This window comes from Spirillospora sp. CA-128828 (assembly GCF_050945415.1).
Taxonomy (GTDB): domain Bacteria; phylum Actinomycetota; class Actinomycetes; order Streptosporangiales; family Streptosporangiaceae; genus Spirillospora.
Map to the genome: position 1 here is coordinate 5,401,204 of NZ_CP191986.1, position 11,931 is coordinate 5,413,134.

Genomic DNA, 11,931 nt, shown 5'->3' on the forward strand with positions numbered 1-11,931 from the left:
CACTTCCGCTGACCTGCCACGCACCCCTTCACCACCCGAACTTCGGGCCCGCCGTATAACAACAACCAAGAGACCTGGTCGCGTTGCGAGCAGGCCTCTGAGGCGGGGAAGGGTGGGCGATACTGGGTTCGAACCAGTGACCTCTTCGGTGTGAAGCAATTCAGAGAAGTCGATCTAGGTCGATCGGAGTCCAGCGGGGAGCCTCTCACCTGCACAAACGCCCTAACCAAGTCGGGGGCACGTCGATAAGAGTCTGAATGCGTTGGCCCCCGAAAATGGCTCCCGAGGTCAGGCAACGAGAGAAGCCTGGCTGGAACGGATCCGATCCCATCATGTGGGCGCGGAGACCGTTGATGGCGACCTCATAGATGCTACGCATCGTCTCACGGACGCGCCGCGTGGCCATCCGCGTAATGCCTTGAGGCGCGCTCCCCGGAGCCGGTGTGGCTCTGTTGCCAGACCAACCACACCCGACAGAAGAGGGCGATGTCGGGGCCCGGGGATTGCGTTGAGCCCGTATGAAGGCGTTGGCGCGAGGGCTCGCCGCTGCTCCCGAGTGGATGGGCGGCGCGTCCGGCCTCTAGGCTGCGCGGCGTGACGGCCCTATCGGACAGCGCACTGCCCGGCCCGCTTTCTGGCCGGGAGCTTCGAGTCGTCGGTGAGGCCGGCTTGGCCGTGTTCGCCGGACGGCTGGTTCTGGACGCGCAGCCGCCGATCGATGATGCGGTTCTTGGTCCGGTGGCCGAGCGGTGCGCCGGGCCGCTGCCCGGTCCGCTCATCGCGTTGTGGCGCACCGCCTTTGGTGGACGGCTCGACTACGACCTGCGCATTGATCTTGACGGCCAGGACGTGCCGCTGTCGTTCGCGGAGCTGTTCTATCCGGGCAGCGGCGGCTACCACGACCTGTGGGGCTGGATCGATCACGAGTGCGAACTGGCCGAGGAGAGCTGGCCGGACTGGTCCGGCCAGCTCATCCATCTGCCGATCGGCGGTTTCGAGTATCTGGAGCGCGTCTACGTGGACACTGCCGCAGGGCCGGAACGGCGCTGTCATCTGCTGGCGGGAGGGATTGCCGCCCGGATGGGAGCTGTCTGCAGGCGACCGCGTCGGGCGGCTCGCAGACGACCTGGGTGCGCTGTTTGGACGTCTCGTCCTGGAGCAGGATCCCTGGGAGACCGAGCGTGACACGGGCGCGGAGATGCGCGACGCCGTCGACGAACTCGGAGGCAGCGACGACCCGGACGCCCGGTCGGCCGCGGCGAAGCTGCCGCGGCTCGTCCAGGCGACCGTGCTCGACTGGCGCGGCGCGCTGGACGAGGGCACGCTCGCCACGCAGCGCCGGCTCCGGCGCCCGGCCCTGGAACGGGCGGCGGCCGGTGACGATGTGGCGTTGCTCGCGCGGCTGGTGGTGGTGGGCTGCGATCCGGCAGAGGAGGTCCGCAACGGGTTGAGCCCGCTCGACGTGGCCCTGCTCCACCGAGCCTCCGCAGTCGTCCCGTGGCTCCTCGAGCAGGGTGTTCCGGTCGAGAACTCGCTGCGGGTCGGCGCGCATGCCGTCGACCTGGAACTTGCCCGGAACCTCCTTGACCGAGGTGCGTCGATCGACGCGAGCACGGTGGCGCGGGCGTTGGAGAACGAGGACGCTGAGGTTGTGCAGCTGCTGTCCCGGGCCGTGCGGCCGGACGAAGGGCTAGCTCTGCTCGGGCCGCGGCTGCGGATGCTGGCCGCCCAGGCCGCGCTCGCCGGCGACCGGCTGAAGGCCCGAGCCGACGAAACCGCTGCCGAGCGTGAGCAGCGCAGGTCTTCGATCTTGAGAGAGCTCGCGGACCGCTTCGACCCCGACCGCCGCCCCTGACCACGCAACCGCGTTGGACGCCATCAGCACATCGCCGCCCTACTTGCCTCGCGGGGTTGGGGCGACCGTCCCGGGTGGGCTGGCGCGGGCCACTGCGGCAACAACGGCAGGCAATCGTCAGCAGGTCACTTGCCATACGCATTTGACCAGACGACCACCGTCAGTCTGCTCTCCGCGGCATGAGCGAGCTTGTAACTTCAGGTGTGGAAAGACCTTGCGGGTAGAAGGTGAAGTCGGCTTTACCTGATGCGTCCTGGATAGGCCTCGGCGAGTTCGTTGAGTGCTTCGCGCCATCCGGCGGCGCGTTGTCCTTCGACCAGGCGTGCGGGTGAGAAGGCGTGCTTGTCGCCGTTGTGGCGCTTGGCGGCGCGTTCCCGGGCGCGTTTGTCCTCGATGTTGATGATGGCCAGCCACAGCAGCTTGACCACGGCGTCGTCGGTCGGGAAGTGCCCGCGCGCTTTGGTGACCTTGCGCAGCTGGTAGTTCAGCGACTCGATCCCGTTGGTGGTGTAGAGCAGTTTGCGGACCGGGCGGGTGAAGGCGAAGAAGGGCGTGAACCGGTCCCAGGCGTCCTCGAACACCCGCACGCTCTGGGGATACCTCTTGCCGAGGTCGGTGTCGGCGAACTCGGCCAGGGCCTCCAGCGCCGCGTCGGCGTCCACGGCGGTGTAGACCTTCTTCAGCTCCTTGGCCACCGCCCCGGCATCCTTGCGTGCGACCGGCCGAAGCGCGTTCCTGATCAAGTGGACGACGCAGGTCTGGACCACCGTGGCCGGGAACGCGGCGTTGATGGCGTCCTCGAACCCCTTCAGGCCATCGCAGCAGGCGATGAGGATGTCACGGACCCCGCGGTTGCGCAGGTCGGTGGTCACCGAGGTCCAGAACCGCGAGCTCTCCCCGGCGGTGGCGGTGTCGGCCGGGGTGCGCGCGAGCCAGATGCCCAGCACATGCTTGTGCCCGTCGGTGTCGATCCCGACCGCGATGTAGGCGGGCTTGTTCTGCACCACATGGTTGTCGCGCACCTTCACCACGATCGCGTCCAGGAACACCACCGCCCAGGTCGGGTCCAGCGGACGCGTCTGCCACGCCTTGACCTCGTCCATCACCTGATCGGTGATCCGGGAGACCTGCTCGTGCGACAGCTCGGTGCCATACACCTGCTTGAGGTGGTGCAGGATGTCGCGCACGCTCATGCCGTGCGCATACAGGCTGATGATCATGTCGTCCAGGCCGCCGGCGATGCGCCCGGCCCGCTTGGGCACCAGCACCGGCTCGAACGTCCCGGCCCGATCCCGCGGCACCGACAACCGGACGGGGCCCACCCCGGTCTGCACCGTCTTGCCCTTGCCCCGCCCGTTACGGGAATTGCCCGAATTGTTCCCCGCCGCATCATGCTTGTCATAGCCCAGGTGCGCGGTCAGCTCGCCCTCCAACGCCCGCTCCAGGACGGCCTTGACCAGCTCGCCGAGCATCGACCCCTCACCGGTCAGCCGCAACTGCCCCGCCTCGTCGCGGGACCGCTCGGCCAGCAGATCCAGCACCTCATCGCTCAGCAGTTCCCGGATCGGCACATCCAGGCTCTCGGCCGACATCGGCACCATCCCACCGGCACCGGCCCCAGACTGGGCGACACTCCCATTTCCCTCGACCACGGTCATGGCTTCGAATCCCCCCGAATTCGATGGATGATCTTCCTGCTCGATCATCTACCCACCAAGATCATTTCCACGCGAGAAGAGATACCCCCCATGAGCGGACGTTTCGGCCCACTGCGGTGACCACGATTGCTAGCCGGGTTGGCTGACGCGGGCCTGTCCGAGAGGGCCGGGTTAGCCGATGTCCAGAAGGCGTTGGGGTGCATGCCGTTGACCATGCCGACGAAGGGTGGGTGGATGCTGTAGCCGAGCATCCGGCGGATGTCCTCGGAGACTTCACGGACGACGTCGATGCTGGTGGAGAGGGTGAATGCCTCTTGTGTGCGCAGCCAGGGCTGGCAGTACTGGGCGGTGGCGGCCAGCCGGGGTGCGGCGCTGCGGTTGGCGCCGCCGCCGTGCCAGAAGGTGCCGACGAACAGCACGCAAGACCCGGCGGGCATGACGGAGGTAGTTGGGCAGCAGCAACCGGTCGAGCAGGGCCAGGACGCGAGGGTGGTCGACGAGGCGGTCCACGGAACGGGTCTTGTCGAGCACGCTGTATATCCGTTGGGTGTGGTGGCCTTCGAAGGCGTTGCGCCCTCTCTGGCCGAGCAGCGGGGTGAGTTCGGCGCGGAGGTCGTCGCATTCTTCTGGGCTGAGCAGGCCAGTCAGGATGACGAAGCCGTCTTGGTTCAGTGCGGCCAGGTCAGCTTCTACCTGCGTCGGGTTGACGCCGCGGTCAGCGCCGCCGGTCGTGCGGTGGGCGCGGGCGAGATCTCCGGCCAGATCCTCCAGCCGGTGCACCTCGGGGTTCTTGCGCTGCTCGGTCATGATGTCCTCTCGGAGGTGTTGCCGGCTCCGGCGGCCCCGGCGATGAAGGCCCACAGTTCGGCGGCGACACGTGCGCGGTCTGGGCGAGGTGTCCGGGTCAGCGCGACCGCGACGGCCGTGTGGACGCCGCCCAGGATTGCTGCCACGAGCAGTTCCGGGTCTCGGTCGGCAGGCAGGTCGCCGTCGCGTTGCCCGCGCGCGATGTTGCGGGCCCCCCGCTCGATGGCCTTGTGCAGGCGGTGCATCTCGATGCCCGCCGTGTCGGCGTCGCCGCCCAGCCTGCCGAGCACGACGGGGGCGAGCGGATCGTCGTACAGGTGGTCAACCCAGGCGGTGACCCGTGCCCGCTCCCGGTCGTACCAGGTGTCGGCGTCGAATTCCCTGTTGGTGACCGCCTCGTCCAGCCGGTCGTAGAAGGCGGAGATGATCGCGCTCAGCAGGCCGCTCCGGGTGCCGAAATAGCGGTAGGGCAGGCCGACGCTCACCCCCGCCCGCCGCGCCACCGCGGCCACCTCGACGTCGCCGGTCGCGACCATCTCCTCGGCGGCCGCCGCGAGTATTCGCCGCCGAGCCGCCGAGCCCCGGGCGGACAACTGCTGTTCCATGGACGCGATTCTAAGTTGAGCTCAACTCAATTACAAGGGGCGCACGCGGCCGCGGTGTCAGGTGGAGATGCCTCGTTTCGGCACCGTCATCGGCCCGAGCGCGCGTCGCTCGTGTCAGATGGGGGCGGCCGGACACCACCGAATGTGACCGGCCTTGCGCCACCGGCGCACTGGTACGCCTGCGCCGCGAGGGCAGGGCCGCCCGGCCGGGCTCGTCAATCCGGCTACCGGCGCCAATCGACCGACTCGACACTTAGCCCTTGCGCTAACCATCAATCCCCCCCAATACTTAGCCTCATGGCACAGTATTCGGTGCAACTAGACGGCGTGTTCGTCGCCCTGGCCGATCCGACCCGGCGCACCGTCGTCCGGCGCCTGGGCCGCGGGCCCGCGAGCGTAGGCGACCTCGCCCGCGAGTTCCCAATGACCCTCCCCTCGTTCATGAAGCACGTGCGGACGCTCGAGTCGAACGGGCTGATCCGCACGGTCAAGTCCGGCCGGGTGCGCACTTGCGTGCTCAACCGCGAGCGGCTCGCCTTGCTCGACGACTGGCTTGCGGAGCAGCGCCGGATCTGGCAGGAGCGCACCGACCGCCTCGAGCAGTTCGTCACCGACCCGGAGGAGAACAGGCAGTGAATCCCGATCTCGACCTTGGCCTGGAGCGGATCATCCGCGCCCCGCGCGCGACCGTGTGGAGCGCCTGGACCGACCCGTCCCTGCTTGAGCAGTGGTGGGTCCCGGCTCCGTCCCGCTGCCGGGTGGACCGCCTGGACCTGCGGCCCGGCGGGGCGTTCGTGACGCGGCTGAGTGACGACGGGGCCGAGTTCGTCCAGCACTTGGACGCGTGTTTCCTCGCCGTGGACGAGCTCGAGCGGATTGTGTTCACCAATGCGATCGACAGCGCGTGGCGGCCCGCGAGCCCCGCCCCGGTTCCGATGACCGCCACGATCACACTGAACGATCACCCGGACGGCACGGACTACCGGATCATCGTCCGGCACGGCGACCCCGACGCCCGCGCCCGTCACGAGAAGCTCGGCTTCGCCGAGGGCTGGGGTTCGGTCGCAGGCCAGTTGGCCGCGCTCACCGAGAGCATGGCTCCGCGATGAAGATCACTCTCACCGAGTTCGTCACGCTCGACGGGGTCAGCCAGGGACCCGGCTCGCCGGACGAGGACACCAGCGACGGTTTCACCCACGGCGGCTGGCTCGTCCCCCACATGGACGCAACGTTCGTCCAGCGCGCCTCCGACTGGCTCGACCTCGCCGACGGCCTGCTGCTCGGACGGCGGACCTACGAGGCGTTCGCACGCGACTGGCCGAAGATCACCGACCCGGCCGACCCGTTCGCCGAGCGGATGAACACCCTGCCGAAGTACGTCGCGTCGAACACCCTGACCGAGGGGACCTGGCACCCCACGACCGTGCTCAAGGGCGACCCGGTCCAGATGGTCGCCGAGCTCAAGGCACGACCGGGACGGGAACTCCAGATCCACGGCAGCGCCCGCCTAGGCGACGCGCTACTGCTGGCTGGCCTGATCGACACGCTCCGCCTCGTGGTCGCCCCCACAGTGCTCCGGACCGGCCGGCGCCTTCTGACCGGCCCGGGCGCCCCGTCCGGTCTCCGCCTGGTCCACCACGAGGCGACGCCGACCGGCCTGCTGCTTCTCGAATACGAGACGACAGGCCAAGCACTCCAAGGCGAATACGAGGGCGTCACCGCCTTCATCTAGGCAGCGACGCAACGCGGAGACGGGGGCCCTGGACCCGATACCGCGACAGTGCACGAGGGCATACGCGCCTCCGACCAGTACGGCGATGCAGTCGTGGCTCGGCGAGCATCCGCTCATCGGCACGAGGATGGGGTTCGTCCTCCAGATGGGCTTCAAGTGCGCGGTCGAGCATCCGACCAGCGGAGCCATGAGAGTGCGTGGCTGGAGGCCGTGGAGGATGCGTGGTCTCCCGAGAGCGGGGTGTCGTGCGAACCCTGGGCCTTGTCTGGGAGGACGCAACTGATGGGCGTTGTGCATCCGTCTGGGGAGAGATATCTCCACTGATGCGCACTGGGCCGGGTGTTTGCGTCAGGTGACGCGAAGTTGTGCCGGTATCCCGGGCAGCCTGGGAGGGGCGGAGGGAGTGCCGGTGCGGATGCGGAATCTGACACGGCAGGAGAAAATGCTGTGGGAGGCGTTCGGCACTGGCCGCCGGGTGGTTCTCGGAACGGAGAATGCCGAGCACGGCGCCAGTTGGGGAGCCGACCGGGTCGTTCGGGCGGAGGTAATCAGAGCTCTGTTAGTCAGCGAGCAGCCCGCAACCGATGGCGGGGTACCCGCAGTGCGGCTGGTGGGGGCGCGAATCACGGGGCGGATTGACTTGAGGTTCGCCACCGTGAACCATCCGCTGAGCCTGCGGTCCTGCTACTTCGAATCAAAGGTCGACCTGCATGGCATCCACTGCCGGGAGATCGACCTGGTCGATTCGCACTTACCCGAGGGATTGCGTCTCTCGACAGCTGAGATCGATGGCCACCTTCTGCTCGAACACGCCCGGATCAGCAAATCCGCCAGGCTGATCGCCGCGCATGTCGCGGGAGCAGTACTCATGGACGGCGCACTGCTACGCGGCGGCGAGACACAGACCACCACCCCGGCGTTCGAGGCCGACGGGCTCCGGGTGGACGCCGACATGCTATGCACGAAGGGTTTTCACGCCATGGGTGAGGTTAAACTCCCCGGGGCGAGGATCGGCGACACGCTCTACCTCGATGATGCGCGGCTCAACAATCCCGACCGTTGCGTGCTGAACCTGGCTCGGATCGCGATCGGCGGGGATTTGCTGTGCCGCGGTTCCTTCGAGGCCGAGGGCGAAGTCAATCTCGAAGGCGCCGAGATCAAGGGACGGCTCAGCCTCGAAGGGGCGCGAATTCTGCGGCCCCGAGGTCACGCTCTGTCCGCGGCCGGGCTCATTGTGCGGGGCGAGATGCGCTGCCCACGACTCACGACCGAGGGTGGGCTTCGCCTCCTCAACGCCCGGATAGGCGGCCCCGTCACCCTCGACACCGCCACCATCCAGCACCCTAACGGCGTAGCCATCCATGCCAGCGGCCTGACGGCCGACGGCATGTACGGCCGGATGGGATTCTCTGTCCAAGGCGAGATCCGGCTGTCCGGGGCGAGGATCATCGGCCCGCTCGACTTCAACGGCGCGACACTGGCCGAAGACGGCGAGTTGAGTCTCGGCTGCTGGTACCTGACCGCACGCGAGCTGATCCTGCTGCTGGCCCGGCCCGTCGACGGTCGCATCGACCTCAGATTCGCCAATCTAGGGCTGTTCAACTACGCGCCCACCGCGCTTCCCTCGCAGTTGCGGCTCGACGGCCTCACCTACAACGCGATCGCACCCGCCGGCGACGTCAGGACCGGGATCGATCTACTACGCCTCGAACCTGCAGGGTTCCGCCCGCAGCCCTACGAACAACTCGCCAAGACCTACCGGCTCATGGGTCACGATGCCTTCGCCCGCGAGGTCCTCCTGGCCAAGGAACGGCGCCGTCGATCAGGACTCCCCTGGCCGGTGAAGGCGTGGGGCGTCCTACAGGACGCCGTCGTCGGCTACGGATACAGACCGCGCCGCGCCGCGACCTGGCTCGCCGCCCTGATCGTCATCGGCACCGTCCTGTTCCAATTGTCCCCGCCGCGCGCGATAAATCCCTCCCGGGCACCCGCCTTCAACTCCCTCGTGTACACCATCGACCTGTTGGTCCCCATCGTTGATCTGGGCCAACGCAAGGCATACTTGCCACTCCACGATTGGCAGCAAGGCATCACCTACTGCCTGATCACCCTCGGCTGGATACTGGCCACCACCATCGCCGCAGGACTCACCCGCGTCCTGCGCCGCCAATAGCAGCCTCCGAGGTCGAAACCGCGCGACTCGCGGCAGAAGAGTATGTTCGCCGACGTATCGTTCTCGGCGAACCTGTGCATTGATCTGCACGAACCCGCCCAATCAGGCGACTCCCGACCCTCCCACCAGGCTTTCCGCCGTCCGAGTGTTCATCGAAGAGACGCTGGACAGCTCAGACTAGACCTCGTAAGCCGTCCGGCATCCCAGAGCAGCTAGTGTCCCGAGTCGTTAATTCGATGGCAGTATGCAGCACTCGACCAGGTCGATCCCACGAGCTGCTGGTGAGGTTTGGCCATCCTGGCTGCGGATTGAACCCTCTTCGTCTCCACACCAGACACTACGGATCGTCTAAGCGTGCTGGCAGGTCTTGCTACCGCACCTTCCACTCAGCGGATCCACTGAACCCCGAGGCCGCAGCAAACCTAATTCGATCCGGATGTGCGGTCTTAGCAATAGTGAACGCGACACAACCAACCTGGGACTCCCCACTAGTAAGTGTTACTTCGCCGTTCGCGAAATCCGGACAGCCAGAGATCATATCGGCTATGTCGGCGCTGTAACTTTGTCCGTCGGTATCAATAAGGGTCGCACCGTTACTCGGAGAATCTTGGTAAGCCTTACCAGCGTTGTTCACTATGCGGAACTTTGCGGCAACGAAACGCTTACCGGGTCCGGGGGTACTGAACTCGTTACTGGAATGGGCCCGCTTGACTACCTTAACGAGTGTTACCCTCAAGGCTATACTTTGGGCCTTGTCGGTAATCTTGACCGCATCACCAACTCTTGCCACATTTTTAGCCTGCTTTGAGGGCCCCGATTTGCCGGTGTCGGCTGTCCGGTTCACGTTCGCACTCTCGCACCCAGCCGCACCTAGTGCCACCACCAAGGCGGAGGCCACGAGGGCCTCTTTGCGTCCGAGCATTCTTCCACCCCCAGCGGACTTAACTACCATCGTAGGACCGCACTGGGGAGGGTCAAGATGTGAAATTTGTTCTATGAAGTCCTTGAACCAGGCGGCCGTCCTCCGATGAATTCCGGGCCCAGGAGTGGTCTGCCGGCGAAGGCCCTTTCCCCACGTATCCCCGCCCGCGCGTTCCGGCATGGCTCGCGCGAAACATCGACGGACCGGACGCATAACGCCCCAGGGGAATTGTCAGGCCAGGTCGGCGTCGTGGGCGAGAATGGCGGCCTGCACCCGGTTGGCGAGGCCGAGTTTGGCGAGGGCACGGCTCACGTGGGCCTTCACAGTGGCCTCGCTCATGGTGAGTTCGCGGCCGATCTCGGTGTTGGACATCCCCCGCGCGACGCCTCGCACCACGTCCAGTTCACGGTCGGTGAGGACGGCCAGCCGTTTCCGGGCGTCGGCGGCCCGGGACGCGCCGTTCTTGGCGAAATGCTCGATCAGCCTCCTGGTGACGGCGGGAGCGAGCATCGCGTGCCCGGCGGCGACGACGTGGACGGCCGCGATGAGGTCGCGCGGCGGGGTGTCCTTGAGGAGGAACCCAACGCCGCCCGCGCGCAGGGCCTCGTGGACGTACTCGTCGAGGTTGAAGGTGGTGAGCATGACCACCTTCGGCGGGGAGGGTGCGGCGGCGATCCGTCCGGCGGCGGTGAGGCCGTCCGTGCCGGGCATGCGCACGTCCATGAGCACGACGTCTGGGCGGCACCGCGCGGCCGCCGTGACGGCCTCGGCCCCGTCGCCCGCCTCGGCGACCACGCTGATTTCGCCGTCGCTCTCCAGGATTCTGCGCAGGCCGCACCGGACCAGGCGCTCGTCGTCGGCGATCAGCACGCGGATCATGCGGGCTCCGTGAGGGGGATGCGGGCGCGGACGGTGAACCCGGCGTCCGGACGCGGACCTGCCTCCAGCTGTCCGCCGATCAGTTCGAGGCGTTCGCGCAGGCCGAGGAGGCCGAGCCCGGCCCCCGGCGGCGGGGCCGCGGCGTCCGGTGCTCCCGGTGGTGGAGCCGCGGCCCGGCCGCCGGGCGGCTCGTTGGTGACGGTCAACTCCAGGTGGTCCGGCCGGTAGCGCAGGACGACGTCCGTCGTGGCTCCGCCGGCATGTCTGTGGACGTTCGTCAGCGCCTCCTGCACGACCCGGTAAGCGGCGCGCTCGGCGGCTGCGGGCAGCGGGCGGGCCGCGCCCTCGTCGTGACGGCGGACGGACAGGCCGGCCGACCGCGACTGGTCGAGCAGCCGGTCCAGATCGCCGAGAACCGGAGGGGAGGTGCTCGGGTCGGCGGGGGGCGCGCGCAGGACGCCCAGCACCTCGCGCAGATCGGTGAGCGCCGCCTGGCCCGTGGCGCGGATGAGCTCCGCCGTGTTCCGCGACTCCTGGTCGGACGTGCCGACCTCAAGGGCCCCGGCATGCAGGACGATCAAGGAGACCCGGTGCGCGACGACGTCGTGCATCTCGCGCGCGATGCGGGTGCGCTCGGCCGCGCGGGCCCGCTCGGTTCGCGCGGCCTGGTCGCGTTCGAGGCGTTCGGCGCGGTCGGCGAGCCCGGCCAGGACCTGCCGGCGGGCATTGATCCACAGGCCCACGAACAGTGGAAGACCGACCAGGAACAGCGCGGAGAGGGCGCCGTCGAAGGTCGACGTGGGGTTGCCGGGGCCGAGCACGAAATCCAGGCCGAAGGCGTCATAGAGCGGGGGCAGTGCCAGCAGCGCGACGGCGGAGCCGCCGGTGAACACCGCCAGGTGGGCTCTGCGCCGCAGCGTCGTCGCCGCGTAGTAGGACGCGACGATGAATCCGGGCCACCAGGAGAACAGCAGTGCTGCGGACGCGGTGAAGGTGAGCAGCGGCCACAGCCGTCGCCTGGCCGTCGCGGCGGCCGTCCCGGCGACGGCGGCGGACAGCAGGATCAGCGCACCCTCGGCCCGGCCGGGCCGCTCTTCCCAGTAGTCGAGCAGGACGAAGCCCGCCAGCAGCAGCCCCAGCGCCCACGGCGCGGCGCGATCGGCCAGCCGCGCCACCGGCTCCAGCCCCCGCTCCTGGGACGACACCGCCCGCGCATGGTCCACGGCGCGAGCGTAACCAACCGGGGTCGCGGGCGAATCCGACGATCGTCGCTGTGCCCTCCTCCAGAAGACCAGACATC

At 67.9% G+C, this 11,931-nt stretch carries 12 protein-coding genes; 6 read left to right on the forward strand and 6 right to left on the reverse strand.

What is annotated here, in order from left to right; genetic code table 11:
* Positions 1–669: 669 nt before the first annotated feature.
* Both ACQPXG_RS26345 and ACQPXG_RS26350 read left to right on the forward strand, forming a co-directional pair.
* Positions 670–1,185 carry a hypothetical protein gene (locus ACQPXG_RS26345; protein ID WP_433461793.1) on the forward strand — a complete coding sequence of 172 codons (516 nt, stop codon included), beginning with the start codon at positions 670–672 and terminating at the stop codon, positions 1,183–1,185.
* A 13-nt stretch (positions 1,186–1,198) separates the two neighbouring features.
* A complete protein-coding gene (locus ACQPXG_RS26350) occupies positions 1,199–1,855 on the forward strand; it encodes a hypothetical protein (protein ID WP_433461794.1) in 657 nt (218 codons plus the stop codon).
* 239 nt (positions 1,856–2,094) lie between these two features.
* On the opposite strand, the gene ACQPXG_RS26355 is transcribed toward ACQPXG_RS26350, so the two are convergent.
* The 3 genes from ACQPXG_RS26355 to ACQPXG_RS26365 form a co-directional block, all read right to left on the reverse strand.
* Complete coding sequence (locus tag ACQPXG_RS26355) at positions 2,095–3,456, reverse strand: IS256 family transposase (RefSeq protein ID WP_433469908.1); 1,362 nt, start codon at positions 3,454–3,456, stop codon at positions 2,095–2,097.
* Between the two features lie 101 nt (positions 3,457–3,557).
* On the reverse strand, positions 3,558–3,950 hold the full coding sequence (locus ACQPXG_RS26360) for a phytanoyl-CoA dioxygenase family protein (RefSeq protein ID WP_433461795.1): 393 nt from the start codon (positions 3,948–3,950) through the stop codon (positions 3,558–3,560).
* A 366-nt stretch (positions 3,951–4,316) separates the two neighbouring features.
* Positions 4,317–4,925, reverse strand: a complete 609-nt coding sequence (locus ACQPXG_RS26365; RefSeq protein ID WP_433461796.1) for a TetR/AcrR family transcriptional regulator — start codon at positions 4,923–4,925, stop codon at positions 4,317–4,319.
* A 297-nt stretch (positions 4,926–5,222) separates the two neighbouring features.
* On the opposite strand from ACQPXG_RS26365, the gene ACQPXG_RS26370 reads away from it, so the two are divergent.
* The 4 genes from ACQPXG_RS26370 to ACQPXG_RS26385 all read left to right on the forward strand — a co-directional run bounded on the left by ACQPXG_RS26370 (position 5,223) and on the right by ACQPXG_RS26385 (position 8,830).
* Positions 5,223–5,561 (forward strand): ArsR/SmtB family transcription factor, encoded by a 339-nt coding sequence (locus tag ACQPXG_RS26370; protein ID WP_433461797.1) that lies wholly within the window; start codon positions 5,223–5,225, stop codon positions 5,559–5,561.
* Positions 5,558–6,034 (forward strand): SRPBCC domain-containing protein, encoded by a 477-nt coding sequence (locus ACQPXG_RS26375; RefSeq protein WP_433461798.1) that lies wholly within the window; start codon positions 5,558–5,560, stop codon positions 6,032–6,034. Before ACQPXG_RS26370 ends, ACQPXG_RS26375 begins: the two co-directional genes overlap by 4 nt.
* Positions 6,031–6,657 (forward strand): dihydrofolate reductase family protein, encoded by a 627-nt coding sequence (locus tag ACQPXG_RS26380; RefSeq protein WP_433461799.1) that lies wholly within the window; start codon positions 6,031–6,033, stop codon positions 6,655–6,657. Before ACQPXG_RS26375 ends, ACQPXG_RS26380 begins: the two co-directional genes overlap by 4 nt.
* A 415-nt stretch (positions 6,658–7,072) precedes the next feature.
* Positions 7,073–8,830 (forward strand): hypothetical protein, encoded by a 1,758-nt coding sequence (locus tag ACQPXG_RS26385; RefSeq protein ID WP_433461800.1) that lies wholly within the window; start codon positions 7,073–7,075, stop codon positions 8,828–8,830.
* A 370-nt stretch (positions 8,831–9,200) separates the two neighbouring features.
* On the opposite strand, the gene ACQPXG_RS26390 is transcribed toward ACQPXG_RS26385, so the two are convergent.
* Genes ACQPXG_RS26390 through ACQPXG_RS26400 form a run of 3 tightly spaced genes read right to left on the reverse strand, consistent with a single transcriptional unit; the run spans position 9,201 to position 11,854 of the window.
* Entirely contained in the window at positions 9,201–9,965 is a 765-nt protein-coding gene (locus ACQPXG_RS26390) for a DUF4352 domain-containing protein (protein WP_433461801.1), read from the reverse strand.
* A gap of 18 nt (positions 9,966–9,983) precedes the next feature.
* A complete protein-coding gene (locus ACQPXG_RS26395; RefSeq protein WP_433461802.1) occupies positions 9,984–10,631 on the reverse strand; it encodes a response regulator in 648 nt (215 codons plus the stop codon).
* The gene (locus ACQPXG_RS26400; protein ID WP_433461803.1) at positions 10,628–11,854 is read right to left on the reverse strand and encodes a sensor histidine kinase; all 1,227 of its coding nucleotides are present in this window, start codon (positions 11,852–11,854) and stop codon (positions 10,628–10,630) included. Before ACQPXG_RS26400 ends, ACQPXG_RS26395 begins: the two co-directional genes overlap by 4 nt.
* Between the last annotated feature and the right edge of the window lie 77 nt (positions 11,855–11,931).

What these genes read in the sequence shown, in the direction of transcription:
- ACQPXG_RS26395 (WP_433461802.1), bottom strand. Translation starts at nt 10,631, where the DNA reads ATGATCCGCGTGCTGATCGCCGACGACGAGCGCCTGGTCCGGTGCGGC.
- ACQPXG_RS26360 (WP_433461795.1), bottom strand. Translation starts at nt 3,950, where the DNA reads ATGCCCGCCGGGTCTTGCGTGCTGTTCGTCGGCACCTTCTGGCACGGC.
- ACQPXG_RS26390 (WP_433461801.1), bottom strand. Translation starts at nt 9,965, where the DNA reads ATGCGTCCGGTCCGTCGATGTTTCGCGCGAGCCATGCCGGAACGCGCG.
- ACQPXG_RS26370 (WP_433461797.1), top strand. Translation starts at nt 5,223, where the DNA reads ATGGCACAGTATTCGGTGCAACTAGACGGCGTGTTCGTCGCCCTGGCC.
- ACQPXG_RS26365 (WP_433461796.1), bottom strand. Translation starts at nt 4,925, where the DNA reads ATGGAACAGCAGTTGTCCGCCCGGGGCTCGGCGGCTCGGCGGCGAATA.
- ACQPXG_RS26380 (WP_433461799.1), top strand. Translation starts at nt 6,031, where the DNA reads ATGAAGATCACTCTCACCGAGTTCGTCACGCTCGACGGGGTCAGCCAG.
- ACQPXG_RS26355 (WP_433469908.1), bottom strand. Translation starts at nt 3,456, where the DNA reads ATGGTGCCGATGTCGGCCGAGAGCCTGGATGTGCCGATCCGGGAACTG.
- ACQPXG_RS26385 (WP_433461800.1), top strand. Translation starts at nt 7,073, where the DNA reads ATGCGGAATCTGACACGGCAGGAGAAAATGCTGTGGGAGGCGTTCGGC.
- ACQPXG_RS26350 (WP_433461794.1), top strand. Translation starts at nt 1,199, where the DNA reads ATGCGCGACGCCGTCGACGAACTCGGAGGCAGCGACGACCCGGACGCC.